Origin of the sequence: Nonomuraea sp. NPDC049269 (assembly GCF_043197155.1) — a bacterium.
Lineage (GTDB): Bacteria > Actinomycetota > Actinomycetes > Streptosporangiales > Streptosporangiaceae > Nonomuraea.
Window position 1 is genome coordinate 70,905 of sequence record NZ_JBICSO010000004.1, and the last position, 20,255, is coordinate 91,159.

At 71.4% G+C, this 20,255-nt stretch carries 15 protein-coding genes; 5 read left to right on the plus strand and 10 right to left on the minus strand.

Translation table 11 applies throughout. From position 1 onward, the window contains the following. Positions 1–9: 9 nt before the first annotated feature. On the minus strand, positions 10–1,986 hold the full coding sequence (locus ACGFNP_RS22895; protein ID WP_393321734.1) for a hypothetical protein: 1,977 nt from the start codon (positions 1,984–1,986) through the stop codon (positions 10–12). Positions 1,987–2,069: 83 nt separating this feature from the next. Between ACGFNP_RS22895 and ACGFNP_RS22900 the strand changes: the two genes are divergently transcribed. The 3 genes from ACGFNP_RS22900 to ACGFNP_RS22910 all read left to right on the plus strand — a co-directional run bounded on the left by ACGFNP_RS22900 (position 2,070) and on the right by ACGFNP_RS22910 (position 5,608). After that, a complete protein-coding gene (locus tag ACGFNP_RS22900; RefSeq protein WP_393321737.1) occupies positions 2,070–2,849 on the plus strand; it encodes an amidohydrolase family protein in 780 nt (259 codons plus the stop codon). Continuing rightward, the gene (locus ACGFNP_RS22905; protein ID WP_393321740.1) at positions 2,846–3,592 is read left to right on the plus strand and encodes an amidohydrolase family protein; all 747 of its coding nucleotides are present in this window, start codon (positions 2,846–2,848) and stop codon (positions 3,590–3,592) included. Before ACGFNP_RS22900 ends, ACGFNP_RS22905 begins: the two co-directional genes overlap by 4 nt. Positions 3,593–3,658: 66 nt before the next feature. Then, positions 3,659–5,608, plus strand: coding sequence for a hypothetical protein (locus ACGFNP_RS22910; RefSeq protein WP_393321743.1), 1,950 nt, complete (start codon positions 3,659–3,661; stop codon positions 5,606–5,608). A gap of 4 nt (positions 5,609–5,612) precedes the next feature. On the opposite strand, the gene ACGFNP_RS22915 is transcribed toward ACGFNP_RS22910, so the two are convergent. Continuing rightward, on the minus strand, positions 5,613–6,581 hold the full coding sequence (locus ACGFNP_RS22915) for a helix-turn-helix domain-containing protein (protein ID WP_393321746.1): 969 nt from the start codon (positions 6,579–6,581) through the stop codon (positions 5,613–5,615). A gap of 135 nt (positions 6,582–6,716) precedes the next feature. On the opposite strand from ACGFNP_RS22915, the gene ACGFNP_RS22920 reads away from it, so the two are divergent. Further along, positions 6,717–10,670: a S8 family serine peptidase gene (locus tag ACGFNP_RS22920; protein ID WP_393321749.1), complete on the plus strand. Its 3,954-nt coding sequence runs from the start codon at positions 6,717–6,719 to the stop codon at positions 10,668–10,670. On the opposite strand, the gene ACGFNP_RS22925 is transcribed toward ACGFNP_RS22920, so the two are convergent. The 5 genes from ACGFNP_RS22925 to ACGFNP_RS22945 all read right to left on the minus strand — a co-directional run bounded on the left by ACGFNP_RS22925 (position 10,671) and on the right by ACGFNP_RS22945 (position 15,763). Beyond that, a complete protein-coding gene (locus ACGFNP_RS22925; RefSeq protein WP_393321752.1) occupies positions 10,671–11,585 on the minus strand; it encodes a dihydrodipicolinate synthase family protein in 915 nt (304 codons plus the stop codon). It lies immediately after the preceding gene. Positions 11,586–11,595: 10 nt separating this feature from the next. Beyond that, positions 11,596–12,405 carry a carbohydrate ABC transporter permease gene (locus ACGFNP_RS22930; protein WP_358314035.1) on the minus strand — a complete coding sequence of 270 codons (810 nt, stop codon included), beginning with the start codon at positions 12,403–12,405 and terminating at the stop codon, positions 11,596–11,598. After that, positions 12,402–13,268, minus strand: a complete 867-nt coding sequence (locus tag ACGFNP_RS22935; protein WP_358314038.1) for a sugar ABC transporter permease — start codon at positions 13,266–13,268, stop codon at positions 12,402–12,404. The genes ACGFNP_RS22930 and ACGFNP_RS22935 overlap by 4 nt, the downstream gene beginning before the upstream one ends. A 3-nt stretch (positions 13,269–13,271) precedes the next feature. Further along, the gene (locus tag ACGFNP_RS22940; RefSeq protein WP_358314040.1) at positions 13,272–14,513 is read right to left on the minus strand and encodes a sugar ABC transporter substrate-binding protein; all 1,242 of its coding nucleotides are present in this window, start codon (positions 14,511–14,513) and stop codon (positions 13,272–13,274) included. Between the two features lie 101 nt (positions 14,514–14,614). Continuing rightward, positions 14,615–15,763, minus strand: coding sequence for a DegT/DnrJ/EryC1/StrS family aminotransferase (locus ACGFNP_RS22945; RefSeq protein ID WP_393321757.1), 1,149 nt, complete (start codon positions 15,761–15,763; stop codon positions 14,615–14,617). Between the two features lie 39 nt (positions 15,764–15,802). Between ACGFNP_RS22945 and ACGFNP_RS22950 the strand changes: the two genes are divergently transcribed. Beyond that, entirely contained in the window at positions 15,803–17,029 is a 1,227-nt protein-coding gene (locus tag ACGFNP_RS22950) for a hypothetical protein (protein ID WP_358315664.1), read from the plus strand. A 127-nt stretch (positions 17,030–17,156) separates the two neighbouring features. Here the strand turns inward: ACGFNP_RS22950 and ACGFNP_RS22955 are convergent, their stop codons facing one another. The 3 genes from ACGFNP_RS22955 to ACGFNP_RS22965 form a co-directional block, all read right to left on the minus strand. Then, entirely contained in the window at positions 17,157–18,185 is a 1,029-nt protein-coding gene (locus ACGFNP_RS22955; RefSeq protein ID WP_393321760.1) for a dihydrodipicolinate synthase family protein, read from the minus strand. A gap of 64 nt (positions 18,186–18,249) precedes the next feature. Continuing rightward, complete coding sequence (locus tag ACGFNP_RS22960) at positions 18,250–19,257, minus strand: NAD-dependent epimerase/dehydratase family protein (RefSeq protein WP_358314049.1); 1,008 nt, start codon at positions 19,255–19,257, stop codon at positions 18,250–18,252. Positions 19,258–19,315: 58 nt separating this feature from the next. After that, positions 19,316–20,203 (minus strand): Gfo/Idh/MocA family oxidoreductase, encoded by an 888-nt coding sequence (locus ACGFNP_RS22965; RefSeq protein WP_358314053.1) that lies wholly within the window; start codon positions 20,201–20,203, stop codon positions 19,316–19,318. Positions 20,204–20,255 lie beyond the last annotated feature (52 nt).

A 20,255-nucleotide genomic window follows, 5' to 3' on the forward strand; every position in this document is an offset into this window, starting at 1 on the left:
GACCGAAATCTAGCCAGTGGCCGTCGGGGCGGTCAAGGGCGGGCAGGCGGGGTCCAGCCTGATCCTGGCCAGGTTCCTGCCCACCAGGGCCCAGGCCCGCCAGGTGCCGGGCTCGAAGTGGAGCTGGGGGTTGGTGTACCACTCGTCGCCCAGGCCGGTGGCCAGGAGCTTTTCCGTGGTGCCCAGTTCGTAGGCGTTGCCGCCGCCGAAGAAGGTGGAGACGAACACCTTGTTCCGATGGACGGTCAGCTCGCCGTAGCCGGAGAGCTTGCCCTGGCTGACCACCTTCTTGGTGGCCAGGTCCAGCGCGATCCAGGAGCCCGAGTCGCGCTTGTACACCCCGTACAGCAGGCCGTTGTGCACCTTGATGTCCTGGAACGTACGGAAATTGGGGACCGGATCGACCTGCCAGCGCACCTTGCGCGTCCGCAGGTCGAAGGCCGCCACCGAGGCGGAGGTCTTGACCGGCGGGGTGCCGCCGCCGCCCAGCACGTCGCCGCCCAGGTAGACGACGCCGAAGCCCAGTGAGAGGCTCATGAGGCTCTGGCCGGGGATGACGTCCACGTACACGTCCATCTTCCCGGTGTCCGGGTCGACCACGGACAGGGCGCCCGAGAGCTTCGCGCCGAGCGGGGCGCTGGCCACCAGGAGCTTGTCGGTCAGCGGGTCGTACTCGATGTCCCATGGCCGCTGCTGGTCGTGGCCCAGGTAGCCGAGTCCGCGGACCTGGTCGGTGCGGATGTCGATGGACAGGATCTGGCCGCTGGGGTACATGGCGGCGTAGATCTTGTTACCGCGCCGTACCAGGTCCTTGGGCTCGCCGGGCAGGCGGAACCTGCGCTTGGCACCCGTACGGAGGTCGCGGACCTCCATCGAGAAGTGACCACCGATGTAGAGGGCGCGGTTGGGCACGAGCAGCATGCTCTGCGGCCGTTCGGCACCGGCGGGCAGTCCGGCCTCGATCAGGTCCACGAACTCCGACTTGCCCGTACGCAGGTCGAGCCACCACATGCCGCCGCTGCCCGAGACGCCGAAGAGGGTGTTGTCATCGAGCAGTTGCAGCCGCCTGGTCTCGTCGCCGGGGGACGGCGGTTCGGCGATCTTGGTGAGCGTGGTGTCGCCGGGCCGGTAGCGGTAGACCGCGCCGTCCGGGCGGGTGGTGGTGTAGACGGTGCCGTCGGCGGCCACCGTGAGCATGTCGAGGCTGCCCTCCGCCAGGGTGGGCTGCTTGGCGTCGGCGCCGTCCTTGCGCACGTCGATGAGCGTGCCGCCGCTGGCCGCCAGCACGCGGTCGCCGTGTTCCGCGACGGCGCCGACTCCCGTGGGGCCGGTGGCGAGCCGCGTGACCGCGCCGGTCGCCCGGTCGATCGACACGAGCTGCGCCTTGTCGAGCAGGCCGGCGTAGACGTGCCCGGCGTCCGCGGCGACCGCCCTGACGTATCGCTCACCGGCTGCCAGCACGCCGAAGTCGCGGACCGCGCCGGTGCTGGGGACGTACTCCCAGACCTTGCCGTCCGGATAGGTCCCGGCGTAGAGGGTGCCGTCGGGCGCCGCGGTCAGGCTCCAGACGAAACCGCCGTTCTTCCCGAACGAGTGCAGCCGCTTCACCTCGCCCGTCGCCGGGTCGAAGCTGTAGAGGTCGGGCACCGGGTACGTACCGACATAGATCTTGCCGCCGGACACGGCGGTGGCCCAGCCGCCCTCGGCCTCGCCCGCGGCCGGTCCGTCAGGGAGCGTGACGCTCCTGACGACCTTGCGGGTGGCCAGGTCGATGTCGGCGAGTACGGGCGGTTTGGGGCCGCGTTCGACGACGTAGGCGTGTCCTTCGTGGACGACGGCGCCGACGATCGCGCCGGTGACCGATGCCGGTCCGAAGGTCTCCACCCCCGGGCTGTCACAATCGACGGCGACGGCGGCGGCAGCGGTGGGAGCCGTGAGCAGCGCGGGTAACAGGCCTGCCACGACGACCAGGAGGGAGCGGAGCATGTGGGCCTCGCGTTCGTTTCTGAGCAATTTTGGCCCTGACCGTAATCTTATGCGCGCTGTTCGTCAATGGCATGATTGCTCGCATGGCGATTAGGGACAAGGCCGGTATAGCGTTCGACGCCTGGGGGCTGATCGGTGGGCTGGAGGTGGCCCTCGACGTCGACGTGCTCGTGGGCGCCTACCCGGACCGCGACGGGCCGCCCGGGACTCCGGCTTCCGTACGGGCGATGCTGGCCGAGCACCGGATCCGGGCGGGCGTGGTGGCGAGCCTGCGCGCGGCGCTCTTCGACATGCGCTCGGGCAACGACGCGACTCTCGCCCTGACGGCGGCCGGCGAACAGGAGCCGGTGGGGTTCACGCCGGTCGGGGTGGTGGATCTGCGCGATCCCGTGGGAGCGGGCCGCGAGATGGACCGCCTGGCCGCGGCGGGGGTCCGGGCGATCCGGCTGTTCCCGGACGAGCAGGGGGTGGAGGCCGGTTTTCCGTCGGTCCGGCATGTCGCCCGGCGGGCGGCGCGGCTGGACCTGACGGTGCTGACCGGTGGTGACGTGCGCAGGTTCTGGCAGCCGTTCGCCGGGCTGGACCTCAGCGTGGTCTTCCTCGACACGCACTTCTACCACCTGGGCGACTTCCTGGTGGCCGCCGCCGACGAGCCCGGCTTCCACACCTCCACCCGCCTGCTCAACTCCCCCGACGCGCTGGAGACCGTCGCCGCGGAGCTCGGCGCCGAGCGACTCCTGTACGGCTCCCGGACCCCCCACTACGAACCCCTCGTCCCCCTGCTCAGGCTGGCGACCAGCGGCCTGAAGGCCGACGAGGTGGCCGCCGTGGCGGGCGGCAACGCCAGGAGGCTGCTCGGATGATCATCGATGTCCACGCCCACTGGGGGCCCTGGTTCTTCACCATGGACGTGGCCGGGGCGACCCTCGCCACCATGGACCGCTACGGCATCGACCGCGCCGTCGTGTCGTCCACAGAAGCCGTCATCTACGACGCCCCGGCGGGCAACCGCGCCCTGGCCGCGGCGCTGGGCGGACACGATGACGGCCTGGAGCGGCTGTTCGGCTACGTCACCGTCAACCCGCGCCGGCTGCGCGAGGCGGACCGTGACCTGCGCCGATACCTGCCGACCGGCCGGTTCGTCGGCGTCAAGATCCACACCGACTACACGGGCTCGCCCGCCACCTCGCCGCAACTGCGCGACGCCCTCGAACTGGTCGCCTCGGCGGGTTGCCCGGCGCTGGTCCACACCTGGGGCGCCTCGGTGCTCGATCTGGCCCAGGTCTGCCTCGACACGCCGGGGCTCAGGGTGATCGCCGGGCACATGGGCGCCGACGGGTTCAGGTACGCGATCGAGGCGGCCCGCGCCTGCGACCGCCTCTACCTGGAGCCCTGCTGGTCCCACGCCCCGGCGGGCCGCATCGCCGAGGTGGCGGCGAAGGTGGACGCGCGGCAACTGCTGTTCGGCACCGACGCGACGCTGATCGACCCGTCGTCGGCCTTCGGCGCGGTCGCCGCGGCGAACCTCACCGGCGAGACCGCCGAGCGGATCGCGTGGCGCAACGCGGCGGAGCTGTTCGGCCTGACGGCGACCCAGCCGCATTGACGACGATCTGGACATTACGGCCCGGTCCGTTATAGCGTGCGGCGAAACTTCACCAAGGGAGCCGCCATGATCCCCCGTCGTCGTTTCCTGCAAGCGGCCGCCACGACCGTCTCCCTGGCCGCCATACCGGTCCACGCCGCTGAAGCCCAGGCCCAAGCCGCGATGAGCGAGCCCGAGGGCACCGTCACCGGCCTCGGGCCCGCGAGCGTCGCCAGCCCGCTGGGCAACGGCGAGTTCGTGGGCGGGGTCCTGTACGTGGGCTCCCGCGGCCTGTCCCCCAACGTCGTGGGCGCCTACGACCTGGCCAAGGATGCGGTCACCACCCATTACGACATCCCGACCGGCGTGGGCATCTGGGCGATGTGCCGGGTGGGCACCGACGTCTACGTGGGCACGCACGCCCGTTCCGACCTCTACCGCATCGACACGGTCGCGGGCCAGGTGACGAAGGTCGCCGAGTACCCCGACCACTACATCTGGACCATGGCCTCCTCCCCCGACGGCAAGGTCTACATGGGCACGTCGGAGCCGGGCCGCGTCTGGGAGTACGACCCGGCGACGGGCACCAGCCGCGACCTGGGCCAGCCCGCCCCCGGCGAGGCGTACGTACGCAGCATCCAGGCCGACGACAAGTACGTCTACGCGGGCGTCGGCTCCCACGCCCACCTCATCGCGATCGACCGGGCGACCGGCGAGAAGCGGGAACTGCTCCCGGCCGCGCTGGCGGACCGCGACTGGGTGTCGAGCATGAACGTCTCAGACACGCACATCGCGGGCGGCATGAACTCCCTCGCCGAGCTGGTCGTCATCGACAAGACCAACAAGAACTACAAGGTCGTCAAGGCCACGGCCCCGGGCGAGAAGTACGTCGTCGCGGTGCTGATCCATGACGGCCACGTCTACTTCGCCGGCCGCCCCTCGGGCACCTTCTACCGCTACGAGCTGGCCACGGGCACGCTGGAAGTGCTGGGCGTGCCGTACTTCGAGGCGCTCACGCACCGGCTGCTGGCCCACGAGGGGCGCGTGTACGGCATCCAGGACAGCGCCGTCTTCGTGTACGACCCGGCGACGGGCACCCTCGACTACCTCAACCTGGTGCAGCGCGGGCTCAAGGCGGCGCCGGAGGAGCCGATGTCGGTCCACTCCGACGGCCGCCGCGTCTACGTGGGCGGCAAGGGCGGCGCCGACATCCACGACCTGGCCACGGGCAAGGTGAGCAGGCTCGGCATCTCGGGCGAGCCCAAGACGCTGCTGACCGTCGGTGGCACCACCTACCTCGGCGTCTACACCCAGGCCGCGCTCTACTCCTACCGGCCGGGCGACGCGGAGCCGAAGCTGCTCGCCCGCACGGGCAACGAGCAGGACCGCCCGCGCGACCTGGCCTACGACTCGCGGACGGGCCTGATCGTGATGCCCACGCAGCCGGAGCCCGGCCACATGAACGGCGCGCTGTCGCTCTACTCACCGCGCTCCGGCACGTACGAGACCTACCGGCCCGCCGTCGAGCGGCAGACCGTCTACTCCGTCACCGCCCGCCGGGGCACCGCCTACCTCGGCACCACCACCCAGGAGGGCCTCGGCCTGCCGCCCGTCACCACGAGCGCCAGGCTGGCCGCGTTCGACCTGGTCAAGCGGAAGCTGCTGTGGCAGGTCGAGCCGATCCCGGGCGCGCGGTACATCTCCTCCCTCGCGCTGGGCCCGATCACCCTGTACGGCATGGCGAGCACGGGGGACGTGTTCGAGTTCGACCTGATCCGCAGGAAGGTCACCAGGACGCTCAAGGTGGGCGCCAAGGGCGGCGAGCTGTTCGTCACCGGCCGCGTCGCCTACTGCACCGACGGCGACAAGGTGTACAAGCTGGACCTGGCCACGTTCACCGCCAAGACGATCGTCGAGGGCCTGGCGGGTCAGTGGTTCGGCGGCGAGCCGAAGCTGGCGCTGGACCCCTCGGGACGGGCCCTGTACGGCGTGCGCGGCCGCGACCTGGTCCGGATCGCCATCTCGGGCCACCGCTGAGCCATCAGATCCAGCCGCGCTCCCTGGCCGCCATCCCCGCCTGAAAGCGGGTGATGGCGTTCAGCTCCTGCATGAGGTCGTGGATGCGGCGTTGCACGGTGCGCAACCCGAGCCCGAGCGCCCGCGCGATGCCCTCGTCGGTCAGCCCGCCGGCCATCAGCGCCAGCAGGTCCCTGGCCAGATCGTCGGGCCCGTCGGCGGGCGGCCGGGGCGCCGTCCGTAACGGGAAGCCACGCCGCCACTCCCGCTCGAACAGCGCGATCAGCGCGTCCAGCAGCGCCGAGTGGTGCAGGATGAACGCCGCGTCGATCGAGTACGCCCCGCTGCGGATGGGGATCAGCGCGAGCTCGTCGTCGGCGATCCAGATCTTCACCGCCGCGTCCGCCACCACGCGGATTTTCTCGCCGCGCGCCGCCGCGGCCTGGATCAGCTCCAGCCGGCCCGGCATCGCCAGCGCCTCCAGGTCGTAGACGCTGCGGTAGTCGACCCCCGCCTGGAGCATCCGCAGCTCTCGCTCCGTATTGCCGGACAGGTCCGGCATGACATAGGGGGGCTTGTCGATGTTGCGGAACATGCTCTGCGCGCTCTCCTGGAGCGCGTACGCCCGGCTGATGATGTTGTCGGTGCCCATGACCACCTCCACCTGCTCGGCCGGGTGCGCGGCGTATCGCGAGGCGCGCTGGAACGACGTGGTGAGGTCGTGGATGGCCGTCCGCACCTGGTGCAGTTCCTCCTCCTGGCGGCTGAGCATCGGCCGGATGGCGATGTCCGGAGCGACCGCCACGTACCGGGCGCGGCGGCCCGGCAGCCGGCTGGCCAGCCCGCGCCTGGCGAATCCCGCGAGCATGCGCGCGGCCAGCGGCGTCGACACCCCGCAGTGCGTGGCCAGTTCGGCGGCCGACGACCTCGGGTTCTCGACGAGCATCGCGTACAGGCGGCTCTCGGCCGGTGACAGGCCGATCGCTTCGAGCATGGTGTCACCATCCTCCCGCCGGTGGCGGGATGCCGCCACCTGGCGGGTTTTGGCCCGTTCGGCGTACTTGTGCCCTGACTGATTCCCAGATTAGGTCAGCGAAGAAACGATCTCCATACACCTCTGGAGTGTGTTGTGCCCATTCTGCCCCTCCCCTCGCGCCGTGGACTCGGGGCCTTAGTCGGGCTGGCCCTGGCGGTGCCGCTGATCGCGGTGCCCGGACCGGCCACCGCCGCGGCGACCGCCACCACCGCCGCCGTCCCTGTGGCGGTCGGTACGGGCCCGGTCAAGGTCACCCTGATCACCGGCGACACCGTCACCTACTCCAAGGACGGCTCGGGCCGCGCTTCGGTGGTGGTCGACCCCGACGACGGCCGCGAGGCACGGACCTACCAGGCCGAGCAGGACGAGCACGGCTACTACGTGATCCCCGCCGACGCCGGGCCGTACGTGAGCAGCGGCCTGCTGGACAAGGAACTGTTCAACGTCGACTACCTGGCCGTCAACGGGTACGGCGACGCCAAGGCCGGCCGGCTCCCCCTCATCGTCCAGTACCAGCCGCAGGTGAAGTCCGGCGACGTCGCGGGCAAGGCCCGGTCGCTGAAGGGCGGCGCGGAGCCGCTGGTCCTGAAGAGCATCGACGGCGCCGCGCTGAAGGTCGACAAGAAGCAGGCCCGAGCCTTCTGGCAGTCCGTCACCGGGGAGACGACCCCGGAGGCCAAGGCGAAGGCGAGCCCCGCCCTCGAGAACGGCCTGCGCAAGGTGTGGCTCGACGGGAAGGTCAAGGCGCTCGACGACGTCAGCAACCCGCAGATCGGCGCGCCGAAGGCGTGGGCCGCCGGGTTCGACGGCACCGGCGCCACGGTCGGCATCATCGACACCGGCATCGACGACAAGCACCCCGACCTCCAGGGCAGGATCGCCGCGGCCCGCAGCTTCGTCCCGGCGGGCAGCCCCGGCGGTGGCGACCCGGCCAACGCCACCGACAAGTTCGGCCACGGCACCCACGTGGCGGGCATCATCGCGGGCAGCGGCGCCGCCTCCAGCGGCCGCTACAAGGGCGTCGCGCCCGGCGCCCGGCTGACCATCGCCAAGGCGCTGGACGACACCGGCAGCGGCAACAACTCCGAGATCATCGCGGCGATGGAGTGGCAGGCGGCCACCGAGCACGCCCGGGTGGTCAACATGAGCCTGGGCAGCAACGGCGCGACCGACGGCACCGACCCACTGAGCCAGGCGGCCAACGACCTGACCGCCGAGTACGGCACGCTGTTCGTGGTCGCGGCCGGCAACTCGGGCCCCGGCCGGTTCACCGTGGCCGCGCCCGGCGCGGCGACCTCGGCCCTCACGGTCGGGGCGGTCGACTCCGCCGACAAGATCGCGTCGTTCTCCAGCCGCGGCCCGCGCCTCAGCGACGACTTCGCGATCAAGCCGGAGATCACCGCGCCCGGCGTGAACATCGTCGCGGCCCGCGCGGCCGGGACCTCGCTCGGCGAGGGCAGCAGCGTCCCGGGCGGCGGCCCGATCGACGACAACTACACCGCGGCGTCCGGCACCTCGATGGCCACCCCGCACGTGGCCGCCGCGGCGGGCATCCTGGCCGCCCAGCACCCCGACTGGACGGCCGACCAGCTCAAGACCGCCCTGGTGGGCACCGCCCAGCCCCTCGGCGCCACCTCGCCGTACGACCAGGGCGCCGGGCGGCTGGACATCGGCCGGGCCGTCACCCAGCAGGTCTTCGACGACCTGTCGGTGGTCTCGGCCGGGTTCACCGACCCGTACACCGGCCAGACGCTCACCAAGAAGGTGACCTACCGCAACACCGGCAAGGACCCCGTCACGCTGGCCCTGTCGCTGGCGCTGACGCACGGCGACGCGCAGGCGCCCGCCGGGATGGCCTCGATCACGCCGTCGTCGCTGACCGTCCCCGCGGGCGGCACCGCCTCCGCGGACCTCACCATCGAGCCCACGCTCGGCGAGCCCGGATGGTACGAGGGCCGGCTGACGGCGACGGCCGGGACCGACCGGCTGACGGCGCCCATCGCCTTCCGCAAGCAGGCCCAGATGGACACGGTGCGCGTCAAGCTGGTCGGCAAGCCCGAGTGGGCGCTGCACCCCGGACCCCTGTCCGTGATCAGGGTCGGCGACACCGATCCGCTCCTCGCCGGCGAGCCGCTCACCGTGGTCACCGAGAACTGGCGGACCACCGACGTGCCCGGCACGGTGGAGACCGTGATCAAGCTCGCCCACGGCGGCGTCTACTCCACGAGCGCCGCGCCGTGGTGGTACACCATGCCGGCCCACCAGCTCCAGTACGGCCTGCTGATCGCCCCGGAGACCAAGCTCGACGGCGACACCACGATCACCCTGGACGCGACCAAGGCCGAGCAGCTCCAGATCAGCACGCCGCGCGAGTCGGAGCCGGTCTTCCTGAACACGATGAACGTACGGACGACCGCCTCGGGGCGGATGTACGCCGGCGCCTCGCTGCTGAGCTACGAGCCGGTCATCGCGGGCGGCTACTGGGTCACGCCCCTCAAGTCCAAGCCGTCCATAGGCACCTTCACGTTCCTGTTCGACGAGATCCGCCGGGCCCCGGAGGTCTCGCTGAGCGTGCCGGGCCTGCGGCTGCACCCGAGTTACATCAGTGAGCACGACGCCCTGGTGCCCAAGTTCGCCGCCGACCAGCGCCTGAGCCTGACCACCACCGGCGCGGACGTCCGCGGCAAACTGGTCTACCTCCCCGCCAGGAACTCGCTGCAGCTCCTCCTGGCCGACCTGGACCTGGCGATCAAGGGCGGCGCGGCGGGTGTGATCACCAGCGACCGCTTCGCCTGGATCCTCAGCGCCACCGCGTACACCGCCCAGAACAAGCTGCCCCTCCTGTGGATCGACAGCGCCGAGGCCGACACCCTGGGCAAGGCCATGGCCCGCAAGCCGTACCCGACCGGCAAGCTGACCGTCCAGCCGACCAGCCCGTTCGAGTACAAGCTGGCCTACTACCTGAAGGGGACCACCGCCGGCCGCCTGACCTTCGCCCCGAAGGCCCGCGAGCTGACCGAGATCGACACCACCTACCACGCCGAGTTCCCCATGCAGCAGGGGACGTGGGGGCCGTACCCGAACTTCAACGAGGTCGACCACACCTTCATCCCCGTCCAGCCGCTCAGCGTCCGCGGCTCGCACCTGTTCGGCGCGCCCCTGACCCGGACCGAGTACTACAACACGACCGGCAGCGAGGTGCTGTGGCAGCGCGACTACCAGTTCCGCGACCCCGCCACGGACACCACCCGGCTGGCCACGTCCGAGCGGGGGTTCACCCGCGCCACCCAGGAGCGGGAGAACTGGAACGAGGCTCTCCTGCCCACCCAGATCGCCAACGGGCCCGACCGGCCGGACTGGGCCGATCCGGGGGTCTTCTGCGACACCTGCCGCCAGGGCGACCGGATGCGGCTGCGCGCGCTCGCCCCGTTCGGTCTCGGCTACTACACGGACGCCTCCGACCCCAGCCACACCTACGTGGGCGCGCCCGGCGACGAGCAGACCCACCTGTTCAGCGGTGACACGGAGGTGCAGCCCCAGGTCGACGAGATCGGCGTGCCCTACTACAGCGTGCCCGCCGGGTCGGGCACGTACCGGCTGACCGACGTGTGGAAGGACGCCTTCCCCGGCAAGCACTCCGGCACCAGCGTCGAGTCCACCTGGACGTTCCGTTCGGCCCGGCCGGTGAAGAACAACGCGCCCTACACCTGCATCGACAGCGTGCTCTTCGATGACAAGCAGCCCTGCGGCAAGCTGCCGCTGATCCAGCTCCGGTACCAGCTCAACCTGCCGGGGAACGACACCGTGGCGGCGGGCCGCCTGTTCACCTTCACCGTCAAGGCGGAGGGCGCGTCCGCGCTGCGGATCTGGACCTCGGCCGACAAGGGCGCCCACTGGTCGCCGGCCACGGTCCTGCCGGGGCTGGGCGGCTCGTACAAGGTGCTCACGCTCAACCCCGCGGGCAGCATCACGATCAAGGCGGAGGCGAAGGACAAGGACGGCAACACCGTCTCGCAGACCGTCGCCGACGCCTACCTCGCGAAGTAACTAGCGGGCGGCGAAGCCGCCCGCGCTCACCACCGCGGCCCGTTCCCGCTCCGGCAGGGACGGGCCGTACGGGTCGTGGGCGTGGGACTCGGGGATCCGCCCCTCGGTCGCCGCGAGCCACAGCATCCGCTGCACGTAGCCCTCCATGGGCTCGGTGAACGTGGCCGTGGCCAGGCGGTCCAGGCGGCCCGACGCGGCGTCGAAGGCACGCAGGTCCGAACCCCGGTAGGCGTCCATGACCGCGGCCGTCACGCCCACCGACGCGGCCGCGAGGCCCACCAGGGCGGCCTCGGCACCCCACAGGAGCGACGGGCCGAACATGCGGTCCTCGCCGGTGATGGCCAGCCTGCCCTCCTGCCTGGCGAAGGCGATGGCCCGCTGGCAGCCCATGGCGTCGGACAGCAGCGCGGTCTTGAGCCCCGCCACGCCGGGGTGCCGGAGAAGATCCCGCATGGTGTCAGGCGGGCAGGGCCGGGTGTAGAGGTCGAAGGCGATCATGGGGAGCCGGGCCGCCCGCCAGATCGCGTCGTGCCCGCCCAGCCGGTCGCCCTCGGCGGGGAAGACCAGGACGCCGTGCGCGCCGAGGCTCGCGGCCACCCGCGCCTCCTCCGCGGCCTTGGCGAAAGGCCCAGCCGCGCCGGAGGGGTCAGGCGAGCCGCCGACGCCGACGAGGACCGGCACGCCCAGCGCGACCGCGCGCTCGATCACGCCGGCGCGTACGTCCGGCGCCAGGTACGGCCCCCGGCCGGTGTGGGCGAGCACCGCCAGCCCGTCGGCACCGTCCTCGACCAGCCCGGCGAAGTAGCGCGACACCACGCCGAGATCCACTTCGCCCGACTCGGTCATGGGGGTGGCCGCGGCGGCGAGCAGAGTGCCGCGAAGACGATCACGGAGGGCTTGTGCCGAAATATCCACCCGAGAGAGCTTATTTCAGCCCGGTCATCGCGATGCTGTTGACCAGGTACCGCTGCAACAGGAAGAAGACCAGCAGGCACGGCACCACGGAGACCGCCGCCGACGCCATCAGCACCGACAGCTGCAGCTCCTCGGTCCGCAGTGTGGTCAGACCGACGGTGAGCGTACGCGTGGCGTCGCTCTGCCCGACGACCAGCGGCCACAGGAAGTCGTTCCAGTGCCACAGGAACACGAACACGCCCAGCGTGGCCAGCACGGGCCGGGTCAGCGGCACCACGATCGTCCAGTAGACCCGCAGCTCGGAGGCGCCGTCCACCTTGGCCGCGTCGAACAGCTCGTCGGGCAGCCCCAGGATGAACTGCCGCATGAGGAACACGGCCTGCGAGTTGGCCAGCGTCGGCACGATCAGCCCCCAGAACGTGTCCACCCCGTCGAGGCTGTTGACCAGCACGAACGTCGGGATGAGCGTGGCCTGGAAGGGCACCATCATGGTCGCGAGGAAGGTCCAGAACATCGCCTGGCGGCCGGGGAAGCGCTTCTTGGCGAAGGCGTACCCGGCCATCGAGGCGGTGATGAGGATGATCACCACCGAGACCACCGCATATACCAGCGAGTTGACCGTCCACCCCACGAAGCCGGACGCCGACAGCACCCGCGTGATGTTGTCGAGTGTGAGCGAGTCCGGCCACCGCGCGGGCAGGGTCGGCTGGCCCGCGGGCGACAGCGCGACGACCAGCATGGCGGCGAACGGGCTGACGGTCAGCACCGACAGCACGGCGAGCAGCGCGATCAGCGGCCAGCGGCGCCGCGTGCGCGTCATGTGTTCCCCCGGTCCAGGAAGCGGCGCTGGATCAGCGACACGATGAGCACCAGGGCGAACAGGACCATCCCCCACGTGGCGGCGTAGCCGAAGTCGAAGGACCTGAAGCCGTGGTCGTAGATGCCGTAGATGAGCGTGTAGGTGGCCCTGGCGGGACCGCCGCCGGTCATCACGTAGACGGTGTCGAAGGTCTGGAACGCGCTGATCGTCTCGATCACCAGGACGAAGAAGATCGCGGGCTTCAGCAGCGGCAGCGTGATCCGGCGGAACCGCTGCCACGCCGACGCCCCGTCGACCCGGGCCGCCTCCAGATAGGAGCCCGGGATCGCCTTCAGCCCGGCCAGCAGGATCAGCATCGAGTAGCCGAAGCCCTTCCACGCCGACACCACGGCCAGGGCCGGCAGCACCAGCGACGACTGCTCCAGGAAGGCCACCGGGCCGAGGCCCGCCTTGCCCAGGATCCCGTTGATCAGCCCGTCGAACTCGTAGATCCACCGCCAGATGACACCCGCCAGCACGAAGCTGGTCACGTACGGCAGGAACAGCATGCCGCGGAACAGGCCGCGCAGGAACACGACCTGGTTCAGCAGCAACGCCGTGCCCAGCGAGACGAGCAGGGTGAGCGGCACGTAGACGGCCACGTACACGAGCGTCACGCGCAGGCTCGTCCAGAAGATCGCGTCGTCGAGCAGCCGGGCGTAGTTGTCGGCGCCGACGAAGTCCCACTCGCCGCCGATGTTCCAGTTGGTCAGGCTCATCCCCGCCGCCGCGAGGGAGGGGAAGATCCGGAAGATCAGGAAGAGCACCAGCACGGGCAGCACGAACAGCAGTCCCGTGACCGGATCACGCAGGCGATGGCGCATCCCCTATCCGCCGTTGCTCAGCAGCGCGTTGGCCTCCTTGGCCGCCGCGTCCAGCGCCGTCTTCGCGTCCTCCTTGCCGAGCAGGGCCGCCTGGATGTGCGGGGCGATGATGGCCATCACGGGGCGGGCCTTCGGGTGGGCGTCACCCGGGAAGGCGTACTGCAGAGACTTGGCGAACTCCGTGGCCGCGGCCGACTGTCCCGGCACGGTCACGCCGGTGCGGGCGGGGAAGAAGCCCGACTCCTTGGCCAGGTCGGCGGCCACCTCGGGCGAGGACAGGTAGGTGGCGAACTTCTTCGCGGCGTCCTTGTTCTCGGTGTGCTTGGCCAGCACCAGGGCGCCGGGGATGCCGAACGCGACCCGCTTGGTGCCCTCCAGCGGCAGGCCGATGCCGACGTTCTCGGCGCCGATCGCGGCGCCGAGCTGAGTGGCCTGCAGGGCGGTGGCCGCGTGGTACATCGCGCTCTTGCCGCTCGCCAGGGCGCCGCCCTCGATCTCGTTGCCCTTGCTGGCGGCGTCCGCGGGCAGGCCGCCGGCGGCCTTCAGGTCGAGCAGCAGTTGCAGACTGTCGACGCCTTCCTTGCCGTTGAAGGCCGCCTGCTTGCCGTCGGGGGTGAAGACCGTGCCGCCGTTGGCCCACAGGATGGGGTAGAAGCTCTGGTTGAGGCTGACCTCGGGCTTGCCGGGGTAGTCGAGGACGGCGACCTTCTTGGCGGCCAGCTTGGGCGCCGCCGCCTTGAGCTCGGCCAGCGTCTCCGGCACCTTGTCGACGCCCGCCTCGGCGAACAGCTTCTTGTTGTAGATGGGGGCGGTGATCGTCTGGTAGATCGGCACGCCGTACAGCTTGCCGTTCACGGTCAGCGCGGTGAGCGCGCTGGGCAGGTAGGACGCCTTGTCCTTGGCCACCACGTCGTCGACCGCCTCGATGGTGCCCTGCTGGGCGTACTGCGGGATCTGGTCGGGACCCAGGACGACCAGGTCGAAGCCCTTCTTCGAGACCAGGGCCGTGGTGACCTTCTCCTGACGGCCCTCCCACGGCTGCTGGTCGATCTTGATGTCGATCGTCGCGTTCTTGGCCTCGAAGTCCTTTTCGATCTTGCTCCAGAACGCCTGGCTCTTGGCCTGGTCCCCGATGACGGGGTACATCCAGAGAGTCACGGTGCTCTTGTCCGAGCCGCTGGATCCGCACCCTGCGGCGGCGAGGGCCAGGGCGGCCGTCAGGCCGAGTGCCGCGGTCTTCCTCATCGGCGGATTCCTTTCACGTAATACCGGTCCTGACCGAAACCTAATGACGGCGGGCCGGTGGGGTCAATGGCTGATGCCTGAACGTAACTACCGCCACACGGTTATCTCTTGGCGAAGCGGGTGATCTCGCGGGCGACGGCGTCGGCGTGCTCGGTCGTGTAGTTCTCGTTCCAATCGATGATCAGGAGCGTCTCGGCGACCAGGCGCTCGGCCTCCGGGCACGGGTTCGGGACGTAGCCGTCCAGCGGGTAGCGCGAGGTGCCGTAGATGGGCCGGCCCCACAAAGGGGCGCGGTTCAGCGGCTCCTCCAGGTAACCCGCCCGTGCGGGTATCCCGGCCGCGGCCAGGTGCGCGGCCAGCTCCCGGGCGTCGCCCGCCGGCCGCACGATGGGGAACAGCCACCAGGCGTGCCCCTCCGGCCGCGGCAGCCGTACTCCTGGCAGGTCCTGAAGGGCTTCGAGCAGCCGTACGGCCGTGCGGCGGCGGGCCGCGACCACGCCCGGCAGCTTGGCGAGCTGGGCCCGCGCGACGGCGGCCTGCAGCTCGGTCATGCGGTAGTTCAGGCCGAAACCGGCGTGCGACCGCCCGGCCGCCCGGTCCCAGCCCTTGTCGGCGAACAGCCGCATCCGACGCGCCAGTTCGTCGTCGTCGGTGAGCGTCAGGCCGCCGTCGCCGCAGGTGATGTGCTTCCACTGCTGGAGGCTGAGGGTGCCGACGTCGCCCACCGTGCCCGCGAGCCGACCGCCCGGCAGCTCGGTGAGCCACGCCTGGGCGCAGTCCTCGATCAGCGCGAGCCCGTGCTCGTCGGCCAGCGCCCGCAGCTCCGCCACCCGGGCCGGCGCGCCGAACAGGTGGACGGCCATGATCGCCCGGGTCCGCGGGCCGATCAGCTTCGCCACCGCGGCGGGGTCCAGATTGCCGTCCGAGGGGTCGACGTCCGCGAAGACAGGGACCGCGTTCTGCGCCAAGATGGGGGCCACGGTCCCGAAGTCCGTGATCGGCGTCGTGATGACCTCGTCTCCGGGGTCCGGCGCAGCCGCCACGACCGACAGATGGAGGGCCGCCGTGCCGGAACCGCAGGCGACGGCGTGGCGGACGCCGTACATTGCGGCGACCTCGCGTTCGAGCGCTCGCGTCTCGGTCCCCCAGACCGAGCTGAGCATGCCCGAGCGGATCACCCGCGTCGCGGCGGCCACCTCCTCGTCGCCGAGTGTGCGGCCCGCGGCCTCCGCCATGGACGGGAACTTCACAGGGGCTCCTCACAAGATATGATTGCGGTCTTGACCGAAATGAGCGAGAGGGAGGCGTGGGTGGGAATCGTCATCGGGGTCGTCGGCCCGCATGATCTGGTCGACGACGTCGCGGCCACGTGCGAGGAGCAGCCCGGCGTCAGCGCGCTGCGGCTCGACTACGACCACGAGTCGCAGGCACCCGAGATCGTCGAGGCGCACGCCGCCGCCGTGGAGGGGTGGCTGTTCACCGGCATCGTGCCGTACATGCTGTCGCGCGACGCCGAGACGCTGACCCGTCCCGCCGCGTTCGTCGACTACTCGGGCGCGACGCTGCTCAGCGCCCTGGTACGGCTGCAGCACGAGGGCCAGGACGTGACCAGGCTGTCGATCGACACGCTGCCCACCGCCGACGTGGTCGCCACGTTCGCCGAGGCCGGGCTGCCCGCCGACGCCCTGCGCACGCTCTCCTACCGGCCGGAGATGACCTCCAAGAAGGCGGTCGCCTTCCACCGGCGCGGCCCCGACCATCCCGTGATCACCTGCCTCAGCTCGGTGCACGAGGCACTGCGCGGCGAGATGCACGTGCTGCGCCTGGCGCCGTCCGTCCATTCGGTCCGGGTGGCGCTGCGCCAGCTGCTGCTGACCGCCGAGGGGCAGGCGCAGGAGGACGCGCAGATCGCGCTCGGGCTGATCGAGGTCGAGACCGAGGAGGGCCTGCTGCGCGAGGCCACCGCGCTGGGCGGCACGCTGGCCGCCTTCCGGGGCGGCATCCACCTCCTGGTCACCACCCGGGGCCCGCTGTACGACGCCACGGGCGGCTTCACCGGCCTGCCCATGCTGGGCCGCCTGGCGGCGCACAACCAGGCGGTACGCGTGGGTTTCGGGCTGGGCCGCAGCGCGGCGGAGGCGGAGAGCCTGGCCCGCCGGGCCCTGGCCCGCGCCCGGCGCATCGGCGACGTCGCGGCGGTCCTGTCCCTGCGCGCCGACACGGACATCGTCCTGGAATCCGTGGCCGGCGTCCCGGCGTCGGGACGGAACCTCTCGGTGATCGCCCGCCGTGTGGGCCTGTCGGTGGCGACGATCGAGCGCCTGCTGCAGGCGCGGGCGGCGGCGGGCGACGAGCCGCTCACCACCAGGGAGATCGCCGACCGCCTCGAGGTCCAGCAGCGCACGGCCCGGCGCATGCTGCACCGGCTGGAGCTGGCCGGGCTGGCCGAGCGCACGGGCAACCTCACCAGCGGCTCCAGCGGCCGCCCCCTGACCCTGTACCGCCTCACTCTCTGAGACGGCACACTCGGGGACGGCGGGCTCGCGGATCGCGGGCGCGTGAGCCGCGCGCTCGGGGACCGCATGCGTGGGGACGGCGGGCTCGGGGAACGCATGCGGCGGGAGGGCGCGGGCTCGCATGAGGTCAGGCCAGCCAGCGGGACAGGCCGTCGCTGACGAAGTCGTCGTCGCGCAGCCACGGGTAGGCGGCCCAGACCCGGTCGAGCTCCGCGAGCTGCCCCGGCGACAGTTCCTCCGCCGGGTCCAGGCACCAGCGGCCGGCCAGCAGCCCCTGGCGGCGCAGCACCTCGTGGATGCCGGGGATGCAGCCGTGGAAGCCGTTCGCCGAGTCGAAGATGGCGGCGTTGGCGTCGGTGAGGTGGCCGTCGAGGGTGAGCAGCCGCCGGACGGCCGCGTCGTCGCCCCCACGGGCCAGCTTGGCCTCCTCCAGCAGCTCGACCGCCCGCCGCACCCAGACCGCCCACTGACCGAGCAGCCCGCCGACGAACTCGATCTCGACCTCGCGCCCGTCCACGACGACCCGGTGCGTGGTGACGAGGTCGGCCAGGATGTGGTCGTCGTTGCCGGTGTACAGGGCGACCTCGGCCGCGCGTCCGGCCCGCACCACGCCGTGGAGCACGTCGAGCGTGCGGTAACGGTCGAAGGGGGCGACCTTGATGCCCACCACGGACTCGATCGACGCCAACCTTGTCCAGAAATTTCGGGATAAGGTGCGTCCGCCGACGGCGGGCTGCAGGTAGAAGCCGATCACCGGCAGCACCTCGCCCACCGCCCGCGCCCGCTCGATCAGCCCGTCCTCGTCCAGTTCACGGCACGGGCTCAGCAGCACCATGTGGTAGCCCAGCGACCTGGCCAGCTCGGCCTCCGCCACGGCCTGCCGCGTGGTCCCGGTCGCCCCGGCCACCAGGACGACCTCGCGCTCGTACTCGCCCGCCGTCCGCGCGGCCAGCTCCAGCACCGGCGGCAGCAGGTCGGTGCCGTGGATGGCGAACTGCGTGGTGTGCACGCCCACCGCCAGCCCGCCCGCGCCGGCCTCGACGTAGTAGCGGGTCAGCGCCCGCTGGCGGCGCTCGTCCAGCTTCCTGTCCTCGGTCAGCGCCAGCGGGTGGGCCGGAATCACCAGGCCGCGCCTGAACAGGTCGCGCACGGACATCTGCGCATCTGGAACCGTGCTGAGCACGTCGAATCCCCCTTGGGTCAATGAGCAGGGCGGGCGGTTAGAAACGGCCGTCACGGCGTTCGAACTTGGTGGGCTTGCCGAGCAGCGGGCCACCGTCCGCCACCCAGCGGGCCGTGTGCTCGATCAGCTCGGCGGGCGTGAGCTCCGGGTAGCCGAACAGGCGGTGGCACTTGCCGGCGTTCGACAGCAGCGCCGTGGGCGCCTCCTCCCCGGTGAACACCGGCTCCTTGCCCAGCGCCGCGCCGAGGTCCAGCGCCGCCTGCCGCACCGAGATCAGCTCGGGTCCCGTCACGTTGAGCACGTACGGCGGCGACTCGGCGAGCAGCAGCGAACGGAGCACCACCTCGTTGGCGTAGCCCTGCCACACCACGTTGACCTGTCCGGTGGACAGGTCGATCGGCTCCCCGGCCAGGATCTTCCCGGCCAGGTCGACGAGCACGCCGTAGCGGAGCTCGACGGCGTAGTTGAGCCGGATCAGCGACATGCGCGTGGCGTTCGCCTCCGCGAAGTGCGACAGCACCCGCTCCCTGCCGAGGCAGCTCATCGCGTAGTCACCGACGGGCCCGGTCGGCGAGTCCTCGATGCTGCCGCCACTGGTGACGGGGACGAGCGGATAGACGTTGCCGGTGGACAGGGCGGCGATCCTGGCGTCCCGGTACCTGTCCGCGACCCGGCCGGGCAGGTACGCGTTGGTGAACCAGGTGGCGTGCTCGCGGCCCTCGGTGCCGAACTTGGCGCCGACCAGGAACACCACGTTCGGCGCGTCGGGAAGCTCGCGCAGCGCTCCCTCGTCGGCCACGTCGGCGGCGACCACGGTGGCGCCGTCGTCCTGGAGCGCCCGGGCCAGCCCGGGTTCGGAGAACCGGGACACCGCGATGATCCGCCGGTCGCCGCGCGTGGCGTTGAGCGCCAGCCGGACCAGGCTCGGGCCGAGCTTGCCGCCCGCGCCGAGGATCAGGATGTCGCCGTCGAGCCTGCCCAGGTCTTCGACGAGGGCGTCGCCCGGCCGCGCCAGCCGCTCCTCGAGTTCCACTGTCGTCCGCACGCACTCTCCTCCGTTACGTATTTACGGTCCAGACCGTAACTGCGCCGGAGTTAGGCTGTCAATGGGCGCTCTCGCGCGCGGCGACCAGAACCTCCAGGATGGCCCGGGTCTCCGCCCACGGGACGGGGCTCGGCGCGCCCCCGATCATGGCCAGGAACGCCTCGATCGTCCCCTCGTAGCCGAGGCCCTGGACGTGGTCGTCGCCTCCCTCGATCACGATGGTGTCGCTGCCGCCGCGGCGGTGGACGGTGACGACATAGGACTCCGCGTCCGAGACGCCGAGGATCTCGACGGTGCCCGTGACGCCGTTGTCCCAGCGCAGGGCCATGACGCCGGTGTCCTCCGAGCGCAGTCCCGCGTAGTGCCTGGTGGCCGAGGCGGCGCCGGCCAGCCGTACGTCCGGGCCGAGCAGCGCGACCAGCAGCTCCACGCCGTGGATCCCCATGGTCACCAGCGTCCCGCCGCCCTCGCCGGGGGTATCCTGCCAGGCGTTGTAGCCGTTGGCCCAGAGGCCGACGTCATGCCGTACGGTGGCCCGGACCGCGAGCACGTCGGCGGGATCCACCCGCGTTCCGGCGAAGGCCGGAGCGAAGCGGAGCACCGAGCTGGACAGCACGCGGTCGTGGATCGGCAGCCGGTCCAGCTCGCGCAACTGGGCGCGGGTGGCGACGGCGGGCTTGTTCACGAAGCAGGCCGCGCCGGTGTCGAGCACGGCCGCCAGCGCCTCGGGCACCCGCGGGTTCGGCACGGTCAGCACCACGCCGTCGGGCTCGGCGGCCAGCAGCGCGGCCAGGCTCGGCAGCACCTTGGCGGCGGGGTGCTCCTCGGTGAAGCGCGTCAGCCGCTCCGGGTCCTCCTCCCACACCAGCAGGTCCGCGTGGCGGGCCAGGGTGTGGGCGTCGGTGAAGGGGTGGCTGGTGGCAAGACCGGCGAGGGCGACGCGCATGGCGTCCTCCATTTCTGGATAAATCCGTGACAACCCAGGAAATGGTGCCCAT